Consider the following 20,697-nt stretch of genomic DNA (forward strand, 5'->3'; position numbering starts at 1 on the left):
GGATAGACGTGCGGCACGCGAGGAAGGTTCGTTGGGCCAAGCGGCCCGGTAAGGGTCAGAAGTCTGACTGTTCTGTGATGGTGAAGAGGGCGCGGCAGACCTTGCCCACGGCAAAGCCCGGGAGATGCCGGCGGCCGACCGTGGTCCTTACTTCGACGGGACCGGGCGTCATCCCTGCGTGAGCCCTGGAGGAGGCTTGAGCAGGGGATATGGCGAAGGCACAGGCGGTTGGTGGAGGATAGCTGACGGACAAGGGAACCCGAATCTGGAGGAGTGAAGCGGATGCTGATGGCACTGCTTCTTGCTGCAACGGTGAGCGCCGGCGCGGCCGTCGTGGATGTGACGCCTGCCGGTGTGACGCTGAACAAGCCGCGAGGGATGAGCTTCGCCGACGGACGCCTGTGGGTGTCAGACTCGGAGGCCGGCCGGGTGCTGGCGCTCCCGGTGAAGGTGGACGGGTCTCTGGAAGCCCCGGCTCTGACCATCACCGGGCTCAAGCAGCCGATGGAGCTTGCAGTCGCTGCGGGCAAGCTCTACGTTGCGGAAACCAGCGGTGGTCAGGTGTCCATCTTCGATGCGGCCACGGGGGAGGGACGTGGCACCATCCCGGTTCCGGCTCCGCGGGGAGTCTGGATGCTTCCAGAGGGTCTGTTGGCGGTCACCAGTGGCCCCTCGGCAGCGGCAGCCAGGGTGATGGTGTTCGATACCAAGGCCGAGGGGATGCCGATGGTTCGGAGCATCGGCCCTGGTCCCTTCGAGGTGCCCTGGGGAGTGATGGGTCTCGCGGACGGTAGCCTGCTGGTGGCCGACATGGGCAAGCGAAGAGTACTGCGGTTCAAGGCCGACGGTACGCCTGACGGAGAGTTGCCTGGGACTGTGGAAAGACGAGTGACAGTGATGACGCTCTCGGAGGGTGTGCTGAAGGTGGCGGAGTCTCCCGCGCACCGAGTGCTGACGATCGACCCGCAGACCGGGGCCCTCAAGGACGAGACGCCTTCAGGGGCAGAGACCTACCCGCAGGGGATCGCCACGGACGGACAAGGGCACCTGTTCCTCGCGCTGACCGGCACCCATCGGATTGTGCGGCTCGGTGAAGCGGGGACGGAGCCGACCGCACCGAGTCAGGTAGCCCCGGCCCAGGCACCGGCTCCGCTGGTGAGTGCGCCGCGGATCCTTGGGCGCGAGAAGCTGACGGTGGTCTGCCTGGGCGACTCGGTGACGATGGGCGTTGGGGCTCCGGAGGGACAGTCCTACCCGGACCAGTTGCAGGGGCTGATGGACGCGCGGTACGGGCGGGGCATCGTCAAGGTGGTCAACGCGGGCGTCGGGGGCAACACCTCCGCCCAGGGGCTGGCGAGGCTTGAGACCGACGTGCTGGCTCACAAGCCGGAGGTGGTACTGATCAACTTCGGCCTGAATGACTCCTCAAAGAACGGGCCTCAGGACTACCGGTGCTCGCCGGAGGAATACCGGCGCAACCTGGAGACGCTGGTGACGAAGGTTCGCGCCGCCGGTGCGGAGCCGATTCTCTCGACCGTGACGCCGGTGCTCGAGGAGTACTACTTCGACAGGCACCCGCAGGAGGCCTACGGAGGAGACGGCGGAGTGCAGGGGCTCCTTGGACGCTACAACGCAGTGGTGTGGGAAGTCGCAGCATCCCGAAATGTGGCGGTGTCGGACCTTCACCGCGCGGTCCTTGGCGGCGAGAGAGAGTTGCTCCGAACAGAGCAGAACTCCGGCGTTCGCGACGGTGTGCATTTCACCGCTGAGGGCTACCGAGCGCTCGCGCTGGAGTTCTTCGTGACCCTCGGCCGGGTCCTGGAGCACTAGTCGGACTGTGAGGCCCCAGGACCTCAGGGAACCGACGGCGCCGAGGCCCTGGTCAGGAACTTGGCGTGCCCGTCCACCCACAGGCAGTTGCGGGCGAACTTGGCATCGCGACCGCCATGCCAGAAGTCCTCGGCGTCGGTGAAGCACGGGACGTCGGTGAGGTCAACGCCGAGGAAGGACGGATCGTCCAGGGACTGGTCGTTGAACAGGTCGGTCCACAGGTAACTGGAGTACTCGGTCTTGTAGTAGGCGCTGTCGCTGGGGCAGCGGAAGAGTTCACGGTTCCTGGTGTAGGGGTGCAGCACCTCGGTCATGACGGGCACGCCGGGCTCGGTAGAGGGCTTCACCGCCATCGTCGGGAGGATCCCGTCGTAGTCCTGGCAGTACATGTGCAGCGCGGTCCCTATCTGGCGCAGGCTCGCCAGACACCTCGTCTTGCGCGCCTGCTCCCGGGCTCGTGCGAACACGGGAAACAGGATCGCGGCGAGGATGGCGATGATGGCTATGACAACGAGCAGTTCGATGAGGGTGAAGCCCCGGTAACGTCTACGCACGCCTATACCTCCCGGCAGTCTCGGATCAGAGGCCCGAGTTGGTCTGCAGCTCACCAGCCGAAGCCCCTGAGAGCCTTCATGAGCGGGGTCAGCTCGCCGCGTGTCTGTGAGGGCAGGCCGATGTAGGCGCCGATGCCGAGGGCAAGTGCAGGCTGGCCGACGGACTTGAGCTTCTGCTGGGTCTCAGGTGAGAGACGCCTGGTGACGGCGGCGAAGCGCTGGACCAGTTGCACCCCACGGTTGACGAGTGCCTGGCGGTCGGCGGGCTCGAGCTGGCCGAACATGCGGAGGCTGTCGTCCATTGCACTGCGAACCTGGTCGGGGGACTCACGGACCGGGTTGTTCTCCGGGGTGACCCCCTGCAGGCGCTCCGAGAAGAGCTTCTCCAACTCTTGGTCGGACATCTTCTCTACGCGGTCGAGCATCTTCTCGGCCGGGATGTTCTCAAGGCTGAAGCCGGTCGTGCAGGCACAGTTGAGCTTGCCGGCGAGGGCCTCCATGAGCTTGGACGCCGTGATCTTGTCGGCCTCGAAGGTGACCTTCTTCTTGGCGAAAGAGGGCGTGACTGCCAGACCGACGTCAGCGATCTCGGAGATGTAGCGGAGGGCATCGGCGACGACGACGTCCTCCAGCTTGACCTTGAGCTGCGGGTCAGTTGTGATCTGCGGTTTGTGCTTGCCTTCCCGCACCTCGGTGTCTGCGCACAGCACCCAGGCAGGTCGCGGGTAGTGGACTACGGCTGCGCAGGCCCTGGTGAGCGCGTCGGACTCCGGGACCGTCTGGTGGCTGTAGTACTTGAGGTTCAGGAGCTTCTCATCGTCGCACACCACCAGGACCTTGAGGCGGTCTGCGAGTGACTTGAGCACCTCGGAGAAGGGCGTGCCGTCATAGGCGAGTTCGACCTTCTCCTCCGGCTCGGCCTGCCCTGCGGCAGGAGCCTTCGCCACCTCGGGAGTGATCGCAGTGGGCGCTGCCTCGGCCGGGAGCAGTTCGACGCTAACGCCCAGAGGTGCAGTGGGCGTGGTCTCCTGCTGGGCGACAGCGGGGAGCAAGGATAGGCCTAGTACGAGGACTGTCAGAAGCAGAGGCAAGGGTCTCATGTGCACCACCAGTCAAAGGTGAAAGCAACCTTCACGGGCCTTCCGGCGGACAGCGCTACTGCGCCGGTAGTCAGAGTATAGAGAACACCGAGGTCTCGGCGAAGTGCCTTGTAATCGTGCGGGACTTGCGCTATATTGTAGCAGGTGGGTGCAACTCACCTTCACAACTTCATATGTGCGACTGGCGATGAAGGGGACAAGTAACCTTCAGGAACCCTTGGGAAGGCGGTAGCGCTTTCCCTCAGCGAGCCGGAGACGGTGCGAGCCCGGTAGGAAGCCTGACGGCGAATATCACCCCTGAGCCGCGGATCAAAACGTCCGGCGCGAGCTGTCAGGTTGACTGGCGGCAGAAGCTCCCGGACTGAGTAGACTCCGCCGGAGACTCCCACCGTTAGCGGGGAGACGGCATCGGTTGACGCCCTGCGGAAAATCGGGGAGCGATCAGCCCGTGCCGGGCCGAGTGAGTCACTATGCTCCCCAGGGGCAGTAGTGGCTAACCAGGGTGGTACCACGAGCTTACGAGCCCGTCTCTGAATCAGAGACGGGCTTTTTTGGTGCCCCCATACCGGGTGCACAAGCTCGCGGACAGGTCGCGACGTGTTGGTCGCAGAGCCGCCACTCGGCATCCATCCTGCTCCAGGTTCGGGCCTGGAGCAATCTGGCCAGACGCGCAATCCCGGGCTTACGAGCCCAACCGAAAGGTGGAACGGAACGCACATGGCTAAGACAGTTCGGATCTATGATACGACGCTCCGGGATGGGTGCCAGGCAGAACGCGTGGCCTTCAGCGTGAAGGACAAGCTGCGGGTTGCGCACCGCCTCGATGAGTTGGGAGTCGCCTACATCGAGGGCGGCTGGCCCAATGAGACCAATCCGCGTGACCGCGAATTCTTCCGGCTTGCGCAGAAGGAGACCTGGACCCACGCCAGGATCGCAGCCTTCGGTAGCACTCGCCGAGGAGGCGTGCGGCCCCAGGAGGATGCGATTCTCGCCGAGCTGGTGGCCTCGCGTGCGCCCGTCATAGCGATCTTCGGGAAGTCCTGGGACATGCATGCCACGGACGTGCTGCGCGTCTCTCTGGAAGAGAACCTGGCGATGATCCAGGACTCCGTAGCCTTCCTGAAGGAGCACGCCGAGGAGGTGATCTTCGACGGCGAGCACTTCTTCGACGGCTACAAGGCGAACCCGGAATACGCGCTGGAAACCCTGGAAGCCGCGGTGGCCGGTGGTGCTGATCTGGTCTGCCTGTGTGACACAAATGGCGGCTGCATGCCCTGGGAGATCGAGGAGATGGTGGAGGTCGTGGCAGAGCGGCTTGCGGTTCCGCTGGGCATCCACTGCCACAACGACAGCGGAACGGCGGTGGCGAACTCCCTGGCGGCGGTCCGTGTGGGCTGTGTGCAGGTGCAGGCGACGATGAATGGATTCGGTGAGCGAGCCGGCAACGCGAACCTGTGTGTGGTAGTCCCGAACCTGGAGCTCAAGCTCGGCGTCTCCTGTCTGCCGGAGGGGAACCTGCTCGACATGACCGCGGCATCCAAGTTCGTGAGCGAGCTGGCTAACCTGCCCCATGACCACCGGCAGCCCTATGTAGGCGAGTCGGCCTTCGCCCACAAGGGCGGGATGCACGTCAACGCGGTGCTGAAGCGTCCGGACTCCTTCGAGCATGTGCCGCCGGAGACGGTGGGCAACGAGCGGCGTATCCTCGTGAGTGACGTTGCGGGTAGCAGCACGATCGCCCATAAGCTCCAGAAGATCTGGCCGGGTCTCGACCGTCGCGACCCCTTCGTGAAGGACGTGCTGGAGCGGGTGAAGGCCCAGGAGAATCAGGGGTACGAGTACGAGGCCGCAGAGGGTTCGCTGGTGCTACTGGCCCAGGAGCTGAGAGGCGAGAGACCGGAGCTGTTCAGGCTGCACGGCTATCGGGTCCTGGCGGGCAAGCACGAGGAGACGTCGGAGCCCTTCGCCGAGGCGACGGTGGAGATCGACATCGACGGCGAGTCCTTCCACACCGCGGCGATGGGTACCGGGCCGGTGCATGCCCTCGACCTGGCGCTGCGGAAGGCGCTCCAGGAGAAGTACCCGAAGATCAACCTGATGGAGCTCATGGACTACAAGGTCCGCGTCCTGGAGGGCACACACGGAACAGCGACGGGCGTCCGTGTCATTATCGAGACGAGCGACGGCAAGGCGAGTTGGGGTACCGTGGGTGTGCACCAGAACATCATCGAGGCCACTTGGCGGGCCCTGGTCGACAGCATCGTGTACGGCCTGCAGAAGAACGGCGGCGACAAGATAGAGGGATAGGTAGTCTGTGAGCAAAGCATGGGGCCGGACCGAGGGCACACGTCAGCAGGTACCCTTGGCCCGGCCCCTTTCGTTGTCTTGTGACCGGCAGCCAGGTGCTGCTACTGCGCCGGCTCGACTGTGGCGTGCCACAGGTAGCGGATGCCACCGGGCTTAACGGGCTGCGGCGCATGGGTGTAGAGGTACTCCAGGGCTGCCGCGGTGACGGAGGTCGAGACCTCCGGGTCAGGATAGAACCCGCCCAGACGCCAGAGCCATCCCCAGCCGTTGAGCCGATAGCCGCCGATGAAGTCGTCCTCTGGGCCTGCCACAAGCGTCACGTGTCCGGGATCCTGAGAGGAACGAGGAAGCCCGCGGTTGACGACGCTGATGGACCGGTTCACCCGGGCCGTCAGCGCCTCGCCGAGCCAGGCACGACCCTCCTCGGGGACGTGGAGAGGGACGGCAGGTTCCTCGACATCCCCACTACCCACAGGCAGACCGAAGAACCCGGTGCCGGAGGGACCGACCGCCTCGGTCTGGACTCCCGCTCCTTCCGACCAAGTAGCGGAGTGCAGGGAGTAGCCGCCGGTCTCCCACCAGCTTCCACCGTTCTCGACGTACTGACGGATCAGGGCGAGCATCTCGCGCCAGGTACCGGGGCCGGTCACCGGGAAGCGCTCCCCGTAGGGGTTGATGATCGCGAGCCAACCGGTCGCGCCCGTCTTGAGAGCGTTGAGAAGGTCCGGCACCGTGCGGATGGGCTTGATCGGTACGCCGAGCTCCTGCGTCAGCCGTGACTTGCCGAGCGCCTCGAGCCACTGGGCGGGAGTGATGGTGGTCCAGCTAAGGCCCCACGCGGGCCCCAGATCGAGGACGCCGACAGCGGGCTTCGCACCCGGCCAATCGCGGGGAGCCCTGGCGGCGAGAGCAGCGGGCGGCTCGACGCGCTTGGCGGTATCCCGTCGCGGAGTGCGGATTTCCAGGGTACCCTTGGTGCAGGCGACCGTTTGGGCTGCTGCGCCGTCCAGTTGCACTACGGCGCGCGGAGCAGTCCAGTCCGGAAGGCTGACGGCAATCCGCGATTCCTGGGGAGCGTAGACCCACAGGTCGGTGCCGTTATTGCCCTGCTGTGCCACGTAGTCAACGGTGTCGGTGCCAGCACTCACGTTGGCCGCCACCATACCGGGCGCCGTGGCGTAGAAGCCGTAGGAGGGCAAGCTCTGGCCGGCCTCCTCGCGGGTGGCGGGGCCAAGGTTGACAGCGAGCTTCACGTCGCCGTAGGTGGCGCGGATCACGCCGTCGTCCTCCACCGTGGGCTCTGGGCCTCGGTCATGGCGGAAGTCGACCACGGGCTCGCCGATGTAGCGGGCGCAGACGGACTTCTGGAGGCGGTCGAGCCAGAGCAGCCATTCACGGGAGGCATCGCTGGTCAGGCCGGCGGCGGAGGTGCGGTAGCTCAGCGAGTACCCCAGGCCGAGGGTCCAGGCCAGCACCTGGCGGTTCGTCACGAACTGGCCCAGGTCATGGTGTAGCATCTGGGTCTTGTCGTGGGCGAGGTACTGCGCCAGCGGGAAGACCTCCCAGGTGTTTGGCGGGTACTGCGTCTTCATCAGCCGACGCCAGGCAGGGCCGCCCTCAGTCGGCACGATGCTCCAGGTCATCCCGCAAAGCTGCGCCTCGTAGTTGACGACGCGATCCCAGCCGTTCTCGGTGGACAGCGGCACGGCCTTGCAGTCCTCGGCGACCATCGACACGAGACCATCGCTGTAGGCGTAGGGAGTGGGCGAGGCGGGATTGGTGTCGTAGCGCCAGCCCCGGGCCCCGCACTGGTCCTGGAACAGCACGTCGACGGGGTACTCGGTGGTGAACTGCTTCACAGTGAGGCGATTCGCCGCCTGGACTGCCGGGTGCCAGTGGCAGACCGTCCAGCCGTCGTTCGCGCTGTACTTCTCGTAGACCGGCTTGCCGTCGAGGCCTCGCAGCAACGGCTCCTCACCCTCACGAAGGAAGGTTGGGCCACGCGGATGATCGCACCACCAGGTCGGGTTCGTGTAGGGCATGACCAGTAGACCCAACTCATGGCAGCGGTCGAAGAGCCTGCGCAAGTCATCGCCGGTGCCGAAGCCGGGATTCGGCGGCAGATGATCGGGGTATTCCTTGTCGAACCCGCCCTTGAGGTAGTCGGCGAAGTGCACCAGGGTCGACTCGGGCAGCAGGTCGAGGTACTTGATCTTGTCGGCGGCATTGCCCGCGTAGTAGACGAGGACGGAATCCTTGAGCTTGGTCAGGAGTTCGGGCGACATCTTGTCTTCGAGGCGACGGTTGATCTGGTTGCTTGCGGCGTAGTCGCGCAGGCTGTCCGGTGCAGTGCGTCCGAGGCTCATGCGGACGAGTGGGGTGCGCCAGCTCTGCCCGGCGTTGACAAAGGTGCTGAAGGGCCGGTCGCAGTAGCCGCCAAGCTCATCGCCACCGCAGGCGATGCGTCCGGGCACGAAGAGGGCCTCGGGGTTCCTGGCGCCTTCCCAGGGCGCCCACTGCTGCGGCTGCACGCGATAGACCGAGCTGGAACCGTTGCGGGAGTCCAGGTGGAAGAAGTCGGCGAAGGCCGCCGGGTAGTTGGTTCCGCAACTGAAGTAGCGAAGCGGAACCATGCCGTAGTAGAAGGGGTAGCCGCCGGTCTCGAACCAGTTGCCGCCTGCGCGCACGAACTTGCCGACGGCTTCAACGGTCTCGGCCATTCCCGCGCCCGGCAAGATCGGAGCCCACTCACCGTAGGGGTTGAGGATGACCAGGTAGTCGGGCGATGCGAGGGCCTCCATCATCGCGCGGGCAGTCGCGATCTGCTCCAGCTTCGCACGCCCCGAGGTGACTGCACGAGTTGAGGCCAGGCGGGTCGCCCAGTCGCGAAGGGTCACCTCTGCCCAGGCGCCACGTTCGGGTCCGGAGGTCAGTGAGAGAAGGCCGATCTTGGTCCGTGGCGCAGAGGCCGAAGCTGCGAGCTTGTCGACGGTCTGGACCACCATGTCAAGGGCATTCGGGGCGTCCGCCTGTCGGACCGCGCCGCCCAGTCGCCACAGGTATCCCGTGCCGCCCAGATGAGAAGCCGAGAAGTAGGGACCATTGGCGGAGTCGACGAGCACCAGGTCTGCCTGCGCGCGCGTCGGAGGCCGGTTCACAACGGGCGTCGCCGTGGAGAGACGCTGCACGAGGGAGGCGCTGAGCCACTGCCGCCCCTGGTCGGTCACCTGTATCTGGACCGGCGGGTCTGCATCAGCACGCTGATCGAGTTGGCCACCGTACAGCGTCTCATATCCAACGGTTCCGAAGGGCTTGGGCTCCCATCCTCCGGGAGTCTCTTGTGATTGGGCCTCGAAGAACCGGTTGTTGAAGGCGGCGCCCACGGAGGAGCCGCCGCTCATGGGAGACACGAAGCGCTGGACGCTCTGGGGCTCAAAGCGCAGACGGGCCGGGAGTGCGAACTCCAGGATCGTCTTCTCGCGGGGCTGCACCTCGGCGCGGAAGTCGGCGCTACCGGAGCCGGCAGTCACCGTGACGATGACGGCGATCTCGGGCGCGGAGTACTCGAGCTTCAGCCCGCCCTCGACGGTCGACCAGTGGAAGGTGCGCTCGCCGGTCGGCTTGAAGGCGGCAGCCTTGACCTCGGTGTTGTCACGGAAGCGGGCGTTCCACAGGCCTTGCTCGCCGCTCTTCCAGATCGAGCCGGTCTTGCCCGCCTGGTTGACCGACAGGAGGGATCCGTTCTCCTTGCTGAAGGAGAAAGAGTAGGTGTCACCCGTGAGCTCTATTGCGTTCGCGCTCTGGGTCACAGCCGCCGCAGCGGGCTGGCAGAAGGAGACCACGGCAGTAAGGGCAGCCAGGTATGCGATCAAGGCAATCACGACCTCCGGAGGTGTTGCGGGTACGGATAGCGACGGACGCGTATGACGGGAAGGACAGGTCTCAGAGGAGCTCGCGGGTCTGCCGCCAGGCGGACTCGTCAACGGCGAAGGCCTGCGCATGGTCGACGCCGATCTCGATGCCGCGGATTCGCGTCTGGGCCTCGTAGCGGTCCCAGTAGGGATAGCCGCCCTCGCCGCGACCGATGGCGTAGCACTTGCAGGCCCTTTCCCAGTCGGCCATCTCCTCGCTAATGTCAGTGTAGACGAAGGGACGGAACTCGCCCGGGTCTTCCCAGTTCTCGGGGAAGTACTGCCGTGCCCAGCGCATCGGGGGCAGACCGTCTAGCTCGAAGTGTCGGTTGCAGGCCATGAAGACTGCACGCTGGGTGAGGGCGTAGGTGGCCTCATGGTCGGCATGGATGCTGTGACACCAGTGGGTGAGAATCACCTTCGGCTGCCGGCGGCGCAAGAGCTGAGCCAGGTGCGTGGCCACCTCATCCTGGACGACCAACTCGCCGTCGCGGAAGGGCAGGAAGTGGACGGTAGCCTGGAGCACTGCCGCAGCCTCAAGGGCCTCCTGACGTTTCTGCTCGCCGTACTCGACGGCGGAGAGCCGGACGCTACCCTTCTCACCGAGGGTGAGGTGGACGAGGTGACAGTCCCAGCCGGCTCGCGCGTGCTTGAGGATGGTGGCTCCAGCGCTGAACTCGACGTCTGCGGCATGGGCACCAAAGGCGACGAGACAGGGTCGCTCGGACATAGGCGCCTCCCGTGGTGAGGATAGCCTGCGCTGAGGAGAGCCGGCTGGGTTGCAGGACGAGCAGAGCTAGGCGAGCGTCACCGTGCCTGCGCCGTGGGCGCTGTCGTAGATGGCCTCGCCGATCTGCAGAGACTTGACGCTGTCCCACAGGTCCGGTCCGCCCTCCACCAGGCCGAGACACCGCTGAGCGAAGTGCTGGATCTCGCCCAGATAGCCGAAGGTGGCGCGGCTGTTGTTCACGCCGGTCCAGGTGGGCTGGAACTCTCGAACGTAGCGCCCGGCCCTGGGGGCGACCTGCGTGAAGTCTTCGCGCTCCTGCCAGGTTAGGTAGAGCATATCGCGGCACTCGACGTAGGTCTCGAGGCCAGTGACATGGAGAACCTCTCTGATGTCGCGGAAGCCGAGCTTGTGCTCAAGGCCGTTGACGTCGAGCTGGCCGACGGCGCCCGAGGCATACTGGAGGTTCACGAGGTAGGCGAACTGGGTCGGCGTGGCCTCATGGTAGATGGCCTGCAGGGAGGCAACGTCGCCACCGAAGAAGCGGATGAGGTCGAAGATGTGGCAGAGCTGGCCGATGAGCATGGAACGCTTGGCGGAGTCGATGCCCCAGATCTGGGGATAGGGCCCCTGGGCGAACTTGCAGCTAACCTTGTGGATCGGGCCGAACTCCGGCCGGCCGAGGATGTCCTTGGCCATGCGGTAGACGTCGGCGAAGCGCTTCATGAAGCCGACCTGGCCCCAGGTACCCTTGGCCTCGGCGAGCTCGGCGAGTTCTCTTGCTTCGACGGAGGTGTTGGCCGAGGGCTTCTCCACGTAGACGGGGATGCTGCGCTCGAGGACGCGCGGCGCCAACTGGTACTGAAGCGGTCCGGGGCCGATGACGAAGACCCCGTCGAGTTCCTCCTTGTCCAGCATCGCGTCGATTTCCGTGTAGACGGCACGAGCCCCGAAGTTGCGGGCATTGCGCTCGGCCTTGGCACGGTCGAGGTCGCAGATGGCGACGAGGTCGATCTCGGGGACCTGGTGCAGGTTCGGGTACAGCGAGGCGGTGGCGAATCCGCCGGCGCCGATGAAGGCCAGCTTGGCTTGACGGGTCTGTGTCATGGCAGTTCCCTCCCGGAAGAATGGCGAAGGTTTCTCGCCATGCCGACAGATACCTTCGTCAAAGTCTGGCGGGCTCGCGAAGGAGGAGACTACCGATCGCTGAGTGCGGAGTCGAAGCGCTATTGTGAGCCGGTCGAGTCGACGTCGGGTATGGGTGGCGGCGTAACGATCCCGAGACGCTCGTAGATGGGCTGCACCGCGCGACGAACCGAACGGACCTGCGTGGCAAAGAACATCGCGCCAAGAATGGAGGCCACACCGCACAGGGTGATGGTGAGTGGCGCTCCGAGGCGCTGGGCCACACCGCCGGCAAGGAGACTACCGAAGGGCGCGGTACCTGCGAAGGCCATCATGTAGAAGCTCATGACGCGACCGCGCTTGTCGTCATCGGCGATGGTCTGGAGCATGGTGTTGCATGAGGACATGTGAGTGATCATGAAGAAGCCGGTGGCGACGAGCATGGCCATTGAGAGCCACAGGGTCTGGGACTGGCCAAAGCAGATGAGACCGACACCGAAGAGCGCCGGGGCGACAGTTATCCAGCGCCACAGACCACGCACGCTGCGGCGTGCGGCCATGCAGAGGGCTCCGAGCAGGGCGCCGGCACCCGCTGCGGCCATGAGGAACCCGAGGGTTTTTGCGTCGCCTTTGAGAATGTCCTTGGCGATGACCGGCATCAGCACCTGGTAGGGCATACCGACCAGACTGATGAGCGCGAGGAGGATGAGGATCCAGCGGATCGGTGCGAAGCCGAACACGTAGGCTGCGCCCTCGCGGAACTGGTGGCGGATCCGGCCGGCTGCGGCCCGTGGCTGGCGAAGGTTGATGCTCATGGCCAGGAGAGCCCAGATCACGGCGATGTAGCTGAGCCCGTTAATCAGGAAGCACATGCCCTCGCCGACCACTGCCACCAGAATGCCCGCTACGGAGGGACCGATCAGGCGTGCGCTGTTGAACATCGCGGAGTTGAGAGCGATGGCGTTTCCGAGGTCTTCCTTGCGCTCGACCATGTGGACGACGAGCGACTGTCGCGCGGGCATGTCAAAGGCGTTCACCGCGCCGAGGAGCATCCCGAGGGCCATCACCTCCCAGACCTGGATCCAGTGCAGGAGGACCAGGATCGCGAGGATCAGAGCCTGCACCATCGACACTGCCTGAGTTATCACGAGCAGGCGCCGCAGGTCCCATCGGTCGACGAAGACGCCGCTGACCGGTCCCAGCAGCAGAGTGGGGAGCTGGCTGACGAAGCCGATGATGCCCAGCCACAGGGCTGAGTGCGTCAGGTCATACACCAGCCAGCTCATTGCGATCCGCTGTATCCAGGTGCCCACCAGGGAGATGCCCTGGCCGAAGAAGTAGAGGCGGTAGTTGCGGTAAGCCAGCGCCCGCAGAACTAAGCGGACGCCTTTGGGTTCCTCGGTTGGTTGGTCTTGCTCAGCCATGGTCTTGCTCGGGTGACAACCTGCTTGAGTGCCCGCCGGGAAGGCGGGCACTCGGGCCTAGCGTCTCAGCGCCTCGATCTGTGCGGCAACACGGGAGCGCTCGGCCGTCAGTACCGCCGGGTCCTCCGTGAAGGTGGTCAGGTTCGTGACCACCTCTGCCGGGACCTCACCGATGGAAGCAGGTTTCCCCTTCTCCTTAAGTAGCTTGCGAAGCAGCAGGTAGTACTCGTAGTCCTCGAGCCCATCGCGGATGTTCTCGAGGCGGACTGTCGCCAGGGGCCCGGTGGGCCCTGCGCACATGATACTACCGTCGCCGTTGTTGATGAGGTAGCTCGCGGGATTCCAGTCTGTGCGCGGGCCACTCGTGATAGGACGATCATTGACCAGCCAACGGTTCACTGCATAGTAGAGGAATCCGCCCGGTCGGTACTTGGCGGTCATGGCACCCATGAGCAATCGTCCCTCAATCGCGGGGTACTCAACGAACCAGTTTGCCCAGGGATGCTGCGGGCCGATGCAGATGTACCACCAGATATCGCGGCCCTTGCTCTGGGCCTCCGCGGTTCGCGCGGCGTTGTTGTCGAACTTGGGTGTGAGAGGAACCCAGATCTGGACAGCGTCGCCGTTGGCACGGTCCAGGCCGAAGGTCTGATCGTAAGCGGTCGTCATGACCGGGATGTCCGGGAACTTCTTGCGGAGCTTTTCGGCCGCCTCGTAGAGAACTCCCAGTTGGTCGGCGGGACGCTCGTCGAAGCAGTAGATGTAGCAGAGCTTGCGGGCCCCGGCGGCGTCGATGGTGGGCAGGTAGGCCTCGACCGCCTTGGTCTGCTCCTCGAACTTCTTCCAGAAGTCCACCGCGTTGAAGGCCGAACCAACCGGCGCCCAGATGTAGCACAGGTTGATGGTGTTCAGGCCCATCGCCATGAGCTCGCGCAGTCGTGCGACGTCCCAGTCCGGCGGAGCCTGGGCGTAGATGCTGCCCGGGTTCAGACGGTACTCGCGCAGCATCCAGTCCTCGTACTTGCGGGTGATGGCCTTGACGTCGACGTTGGTGCTCTTGTAGGTGGGGCCGAGATCGCGGAAGGACAGAGCGGTCCGCAGGCTCGAAGTCTTGGGGATTGCGAAGTCGTAGACTCTAAGCTTGACCGTCATGGTCTGGGAGCGGACGCCCTGAGCCTTGACGGTGAGCTTGCCCTCGTAGGTTCCGGCAGCGGCGTCCTCAGGGACCTTGACGGTGACCCACAGCGGGAGGACCTCGCCGACCGGCACGACGTCGACCTTGTCCATGAAGTCCAGCAGCGGATCCGGCCACCAGCCAAGACTTGTGACCTTGTAGCTGGGCTGCTTGCAGTTGACGTAGCCTACGAGGCGAACCGTCGCCGCGATCTGCTTGCCCTTGTCGCTGCGCAGAGGGGACATCGACCAGGTAACGGAGGTCAGGTCGTCCTTCACTGGCACAAGGATCGTCTGGAAGCTCTCGGCCTCATTGCGCGCTGCGGCCAACTCGAAGTGGTCGGTGTAGGGAGACTCCAGGCGGCGGGACTCCAGGAAGACCTTGCGCATGGAGGTCTCGGCGGCCAGGAGGAAGTCGACGTCCTTACCCTTCATGGCGACGGCCGCCTTCAGACGCCAGAGGAGGGCGTCGGACTGGTCCAGCTCAGTCTCCAGGCGCTGCAGACGTCCGCGGGTGGAGAGGAGTTCCTCCTCGGTGGTCGGTGGGGCGGTGCTCAGGCGGCTGACGAGTTCCTGCAGTTGGTGCTTGAGCGTGGCGGAGTGGCGTGCCTGGCGTCGCAAGTCTACAGGGAGACGATCGGCACCGTCCGCCAGGAGCGCGGTCACCTGGGTGGCGTTGGTCTCTGCGCGCTTCAGGAGGGCCTTCGCAGGCGTCTCGAGGTCGGGGCTCAGGCTGACGTTGTCCAGATAGACAGTGGAGGTTTGAGCCGGTCTGGTGAGATAGAAGTGAATCTCACTGAGCTTCTTCAGCTCGATCGACTGGCCGATGGTCTGCAGGGGCGTCGCACAGGCGGTGAGCACGTGAGGTGCCAGGGCGAAGGTCGCGCTGAAGCGATGGCCCGCGGTGTCCCGCAGCTGGAGGTTCACAGAGGCCGGGACAGCCTGAGGGTTGTAGGCATCGAAGCGGAAGGTGCCATACTTGGTGAGGAAGTCAAAGGTGGCAGCACTCTCGGTGGGGAGCCAGCCGGTCTGACGTGTGGCAACGATGGCGGGCCACTCCTCCTTGCCCGGAGCGTACTTCATGAAGGTCACGGCCGCACTGGCCTGACCGTGGGATGCCCAGGCGGTGTTGAGCGCCAGCGCGGTCTCGGTCCTGACTTGCCAGGTCTTGAGGTCCTCGGGACGCTCGAAGTCAAAGAGCAGCACCGATCCCGCCTGTGGCGTTGCCGGCTGCGCTGACAGCGGCAGGCACAGTCCGAGAAGCAGTACGGTCCAGGTCATACGTCGTAGCATGTCATCTCCATCCTTAGTCCAGGGAATGAAAGACACAAAAGCGAGTGGGTGGCTCCGCGGCCGACGCCTCAGCGATGTACGAGAAGGCGACCGCGGTCACCCGAAGGATAGTTTGTGGTTCGTCCTGCGGCCTCCTGCCTCCTCCATGCAGGTGTTGCCTGGACTGCGCGAGAAGGGGCAGACACAGTTCACCCGACCACGGAGGTGGCCCGTCCCCATGCGTCACTGCTTTGTGCTCTCCGCTCTGGTTCTGGTTATGCTGCCGCTGTTCCCCGCTTGCGCCCAGGATGCCGATGGTGACGGTCTTGATGCCCAGACCGAGGAGGTTCTGGGCACGGACCCCAACTTCGCCGAGACCCTTGACGTGATCGCCACGGACAAGACGAAGGAACAGGGCGACCGAGTGGGCGTCGACAACTACGCTCCCGGTCTGGATGTCACGGCGGTGGCTCTGGGCAACGTGGCGGGGAACCGCTGGCTTTGGCGCATAGACTTCGCCCAGCCTGTGCTGACCTCGAACCTGGGCCTGATCGTGTACCTCCAGGCCGACAACGACGAGAAGACCGGCCGCAAGGACGCCCGGGGGATTGACTACATGCTTGGGTGGCGTGGCGGCAGCGCTTCGGTGCGATGCTTTGCGGCCGACGGTAAGGAGACGCCTCGCACCGCACAGGCAGCAGTCGTCGGCAACCACCTGTATCTGTGCGCCGACCTCGACCTGATGCAAAGCGAGGGCAAGACCCTCGGCTCGGCCTGGGTGCTGGTCGAGACGCTGCGGCCGTACCTGAGGGTGGACAGCGTCGATACTTTCCAATTCACCGCGCAGCGCCAATCTGATCGGCAGAAGGTGAAGAGGGTGCAGGACGCGATGGCCAACGAGAACTTCGCGGTGACTTGGGGCCTGGACCTCATGCGGGCGCTGCCGGAGGACCGGCGGAACGTCCGGCTCCCGATCGACCAGTGTCGCATGCACGGCTTCAAGTTCGACGACATGAACGAGTACCACATGCCCAGTGCTCGAGTCATGGAGGGCGGCCCCTATACGGTGGAGGCAACGGTGCCCGCTGAAGGCCGCTACTACCCAGCCTTCATCGCTTACGACTGCGGCGGGCGTCAAGTCTACACGCTCTCGGTCAACGGGAAGCGTCAGGGCGTCGCCGTGGCCTCGGCGGACAACAACCGGCAGGCCCTCTTCGTGCTGGCCCAGCCGCTCCAACTCGCGAAGGGTGACACGGTGTGCGTCGAGTTGGCCAGTGCTGAAGGCTCACCGCGCATGGAGGACCTGTGGCTACTGGGGACCATGCCGGAGATACGCAAGCTCCCGCGGGAGATCCGGTACCTCAAGGGCGAGTCGGTCGCAGGGATGCTGACCAGTGCTGTCGGGCTGTCCGGAGTGGCAGGCGCACCGACCTGGCAGGGACGGATCACCTTTGTGACCACCTGGCCAGCACAGGCGAAAGTCGAGTATGGGATGACGGAGCAGTACGGGCAGGTTCTCGAGGAGACGCAGCCCGTGAGCAACCACCGGTTCTGGCTCCGGCCACTAGCAGAGCCAAGGGCTCGGGTCTTCTACCGGGTGAGTGCGACGACCCCGGAAGGTGGAGAAGTGGTGGCGAAGGGTGTGCTGGAGCCTCAGACGCCGACGACTGAGCTTCTGGCCAAGGCTCCGGCTCGAGGGCGGGTTCCGCTCACAGTGCGGAACGAGCACCCAGTGGCTGTGAAGGCGTGGCCGGTGACTCAGGGCATCCCCTTCGCTCAGGGCCAGCTTACCGGCGCGGAGTTCTTGCGGCTGGTTGACGGGAGCGGACGCGAAGTGCCGCTGGCTGCGGAGGCCCGAGCGTGGTGGCCTGACGGCTCGGTGAAGTGGGTGCTGCTCGACTTCCAGACGGACCTGCCGGCGCAGGGAGGGGCTGACTTCTCCTTGGAGTACGGGACCTCCGTGCGGCGGAGTGCACCGGCGCGGGCGGTCGCCCTGCGGGATACCGAGGCGGCACTCATGATCGACGCGGGACTGCTGCAGGTTGAGCTGCGCAAGGACGGCGCCGGGTTCCCGGGTCGCGTCTGGCTGGACAAGAACCGTGACGGGCGCTTCACGCCAGAAGAGCTGGTGCTCGACGGCGGCAGGGGCCAGGTGACCATGGCCGACAAGACGGCCACGGTCTCGGCGAATCCGTCCATACAGGTGCTCAGCCGCAATGCCCTGCATGTCGTGGTGCGGGTGAGTAGCAACGCTGAGTTTGCCGAGGACAAGGCGACGCTGAACGGGTCCTACGACTTACATGTGTACCTGAACCAACCCTTCCTGCGGGTGCTGCACACCTGGACGAATACGAACACAGCCAGCGAGTGGACGCAGCTACAGTCCTGGGACCTGGTGAGCCCGGCTGCGGTCGGAACTGGTGCGCAGGTGGCGGCCGGTGGGATGGACGGCGCACTGGCGGTCTCCGCAGGCCCCGTCCTCCTGGATCAGCCCTTCGACAACGCCTTCGCGGTGACCCAGCAGGGACGCGCGGTCACCAGGGGTGAGAAGGCTGAGGGTTGGCTCGACCTGTCAGGGTCTGACGGGGGAGTCACGGTCGCCCTGCGGGACTTCTGGCAGCTCTATCCGAAGCGTCTGACTGCGGGCACCGACGGCGACGGACGGCCGACGATCACCGTGGGTGTGATGCCTCGCTTTGCGCCGGAAACGTACCGAATCTCGAAGGAGGGAGAGCTGGAGGACAAGCTCTTCTACTACCTCAAGGATGACGTGTACCGGCTGCGGCAGGGAGTGGGGAAGAGGGATGAGCTGCTGTACTACCTGCGCGGCGCCGGCGAGAGTCGCGATCAGGCGGTAGCCGTCGCAACGGTCTTTCAGCGGCCGCCTCTGGCAGTTGCGCCGAAGGAGTGGTACTGCGACTCGAAGGCCTTCACCGATGTGCTACCCTCCAGCCCCGAGCTGGGTGGCGTGTACCGGATGTACGAGGACCAGGTCGCCAAAGCTCTGGAGGGGTACCTCAAGAATCGGCGGGACGGCCGCGAGTACGGCATGCTCAACTTCGGCGACTGGTGGGGCGAGCGCGGGCGAAACTGGGGCAACATCGAGTACGACACCCAGCACGGGTTCTACCTGCAGTTCATCCGGAGCGGCGATCCGGACTTCTTCTACGTGGGCGAGGAAGCCTGCCGCCACAACATGGATGTGGATGTGGTGCGATCGCACTCGGACCCCGGACGCGTCGGGTGCGTGTACGCCCACTGCATCGGCCACACAGGCGGGTACTACGACCACTCGATCGGAGGCTTGGCGACGCCCTCGGGCGGGTTCAGTGTGAGCCACACCTGGGTGGAAGGCTACCTCGATGACTACTTCCTGACGGGCGACCTGCGCGGGCTCGAGACGGCGCAGATGGTCGCTGATCATTACGATTCGTACTACACGCGCGTGTATGACTACGACAACGGACGCACCTCGGGCTGGCACCTGATCCTGACGCTGGCGATGTACCGGGCCACGGGCGACCCGTACTACCTGAACGCCGCCCACATCGTGACCCAGCGTGTGAAGGAGCGCGAGATGCCCGAGGGTGGCTGGGCGCGCCAGATGATGCCCGGCCACTGCTACTGCACGCCGCGGCACCGTGGCGAGGCCGCCTTCATGGTCGGGGTCCTGCTGACCGGCCTCAAGGACTACCACAAGATCACGGGCGACCGGGCGACCGGCGACATGATCGTCAGAGGGTCTCGCAACATCATCAAGGAGACGTGGGTGCCGGAGCAGAACGCCATGCGGTACACCTCGTGTCCACAGACCAGCCCCTCGGCAGGGCTGTCGACGCTGATCACAGAGGGCATCCTGTACGGTTACGGTCTGTCGGACGATCCGCAGTTGGGCGAGGTCGCTCTCGGCGGCACGCTTCAGGGGCTGCTGTCGATGGGCGGGATGGGGAAGAGCTTCAGCCAACAGATTCGCGTGAGCCCGCATTTCCTGCATCAACTGTGGCAACTGCGACTCACGGAGACGGCCGTGGAGATTCCCGCAGCGCCGGCGAAGGTGACTGCGCTCATCAGCAACCGCGACGGGAAGGGATTCGAGCTTCTCCTGCGTCCGTGGGGTAGGGACGGACACTGCAAGGCCCGAGTTCTGGGGCCTGAGGGTGTGCCGGTGGCTGAGGCTGAGGCCGACGCAGCCAGCCCGGCGACGACGGTGAAGCTGCCGACGGCTCTGCCGGCCGGAGTGTACACCCTGGAGCTTGCAGGCAGCGGCACCTGGGGCCTTGACACGTACCTGACACCGGTGGTGCTGAAGGCGGACGGACCGCTATCACTGCCGCGACGCCCCCTTGCGGCGACCTACTTTGTGTCCCGCGCGGGTGAAGGCACAGGTCCGCTCGACGCCTCCGCGAAGCCGGCTGGGGATTTGTACGTCGCGCCGCTGGAGCATGCGCGGAACCTGCTGGCCCTGGACAGCCGCCTTACGGACGGCAAGGCGCTCTCACTGACGGCGCCCTACGCGCCGCTGGTCGCACTGTGGTCGCAGTTCTGGTTCAGTCCGGAGGAGCCGGTGGCGCGTCCCGCAGTGCAAGGACTCGTGCCGGGTGGCGGGAACAAGATGCAACTCGATGCCACTGCCAGCACCGCTGCGCGTCCTCTGAGAGCGCTGTGGTCGGTGGACGGGGAGAAGGTCGGCGAAGGGATGACCCTCTCGCTGACAACCCCGACGGAGGGTGACCACCTGGCGAAGCTGGAAGTGCGGGATGAGCGCGGGCTGTCTGCGACGGCGACGCTGCCGATTCGGGTTCCGCCCAAGTGGGTGCTCGACCTTGCGCCGGAGGACGTCGTGATCGTTGAGGCGGAGAGCTTCAGCGGCCAGACCGGCGGCCAGGTCGAGATCACCCAGCGCGTGGGCGGTGTGGGGAAGATCATCACAAAGTGGGAGGCCGTGTTGGGCCACGCCTTGACCTGGGAGGTGCAGGTGCCACAGGAGGGCACGTACGCCGTGGCCCTGAGGTACAGCTCGGGGAGCCAGAACACGGTGCGGGAGCTGAAGATCGACGGGAAGCACCCCGACCCAATCTTCGCGCGGATCGCCCTGCCCCACACTGGAGGGTACTCGACGGACCAGAGCAACTGGCGGTACCTGCGGGTTGAAGGCGCAGACGGCAAACCGGCCCCGGTCAGGCTGACACGGGGCCGGCATCAACTGTCTATGACGAACCTAACAGGCGGTTGCGCGCTGGATCAGATCCTGCTGGTGCGCCTCCAGTAGTCGCG

General features: G+C 65.2%; 10 protein-coding genes. 3 read left to right on the top strand and 7 right to left on the bottom strand.

The features are described from left to right. Window positions 1-282: 282 nt before the first annotated feature. Window positions 283-1,830, top strand: coding sequence for a GDSL-type esterase/lipase family protein (locus ABFE16_07225; GenBank protein MEN6345084.1), 1,548 nt, complete (start codon window positions 283-285; stop codon window positions 1,828-1,830). A gap of 23 nt (window positions 1,831-1,853) precedes the next feature. On the opposite strand, the gene ABFE16_07230 is transcribed toward ABFE16_07225, so the two are convergent. Further along, window positions 1,854-2,384 (bottom strand): prepilin-type N-terminal cleavage/methylation domain-containing protein, encoded by a 531-nt coding sequence (locus ABFE16_07230; protein ID MEN6345085.1) that lies wholly within the window; start codon window positions 2,382-2,384, stop codon window positions 1,854-1,856. Window positions 2,385-2,434: 50 nt separating this feature from the next. Continuing rightward, window positions 2,435-3,484, bottom strand: a complete 1,050-nt coding sequence (locus ABFE16_07235) for a hypothetical protein (protein ID MEN6345086.1) — start codon at window positions 3,482-3,484, stop codon at window positions 2,435-2,437. Between the two features lie 717 nt (window positions 3,485-4,201). On the opposite strand from ABFE16_07235, the gene cimA reads away from it, so the two are divergent. Beyond that, a complete protein-coding gene (cimA, locus tag ABFE16_07240; protein ID MEN6345087.1) occupies window positions 4,202-5,791 on the top strand; it encodes a citramalate synthase in 1,590 nt (529 codons plus the stop codon). Between the two features lie 101 nt (window positions 5,792-5,892). Here the strand turns inward: cimA and ABFE16_07245 are convergent, their stop codons facing one another. The 5 genes from ABFE16_07245 to ABFE16_07265 all read right to left on the bottom strand — a co-directional run bounded on the left by ABFE16_07245 (window position 5,893) and on the right by ABFE16_07265 (window position 15,444). Next, window positions 5,893-9,663, bottom strand: a complete 3,771-nt coding sequence (locus ABFE16_07245; GenBank protein MEN6345088.1) for a DUF6259 domain-containing protein — start codon at window positions 9,661-9,663, stop codon at window positions 5,893-5,895. A gap of 70 nt (window positions 9,664-9,733) precedes the next feature. After that, on the bottom strand, window positions 9,734-10,432 hold the full coding sequence (locus ABFE16_07250) for a PIG-L family deacetylase (GenBank protein ID MEN6345089.1): 699 nt from the start codon (window positions 10,430-10,432) through the stop codon (window positions 9,734-9,736). 66 nt (window positions 10,433-10,498) lie between these two features. Continuing rightward, on the bottom strand, window positions 10,499-11,536 hold the full coding sequence (locus tag ABFE16_07255; GenBank protein ID MEN6345090.1) for a Gfo/Idh/MocA family oxidoreductase: 1,038 nt from the start codon (window positions 11,534-11,536) through the stop codon (window positions 10,499-10,501). Window positions 11,537-11,655: 119 nt separating this feature from the next. Then, on the bottom strand, window positions 11,656-12,978 hold the full coding sequence (locus ABFE16_07260; GenBank protein MEN6345091.1) for an MFS transporter: 1,323 nt from the start codon (window positions 12,976-12,978) through the stop codon (window positions 11,656-11,658). A gap of 57 nt (window positions 12,979-13,035) precedes the next feature. Further along, the gene (locus ABFE16_07265; protein MEN6345092.1) at window positions 13,036-15,444 is read right to left on the bottom strand and encodes a glycoside hydrolase domain-containing protein; all 2,409 of its coding nucleotides are present in this window, start codon (window positions 15,442-15,444) and stop codon (window positions 13,036-13,038) included. Between the two features lie 217 nt (window positions 15,445-15,661). Between ABFE16_07265 and ABFE16_07270 the strand changes: the two genes are divergently transcribed. Beyond that, window positions 15,662-20,692 carry a hypothetical protein gene (locus ABFE16_07270; GenBank protein ID MEN6345093.1) on the top strand — a complete coding sequence of 1,677 codons (5,031 nt, stop codon included), beginning with the start codon at window positions 15,662-15,664 and terminating at the stop codon, window positions 20,690-20,692. The last annotated feature ends 5 nt before the right edge of the window (window positions 20,693-20,697 follow it).

It is taken from the genome of Armatimonadia bacterium, assembly GCA_039679385.1.
Taxonomy (GTDB): Bacteria; Armatimonadota; Zipacnadia; order Zipacnadales; family JABUFB01; genus JAJFTQ01.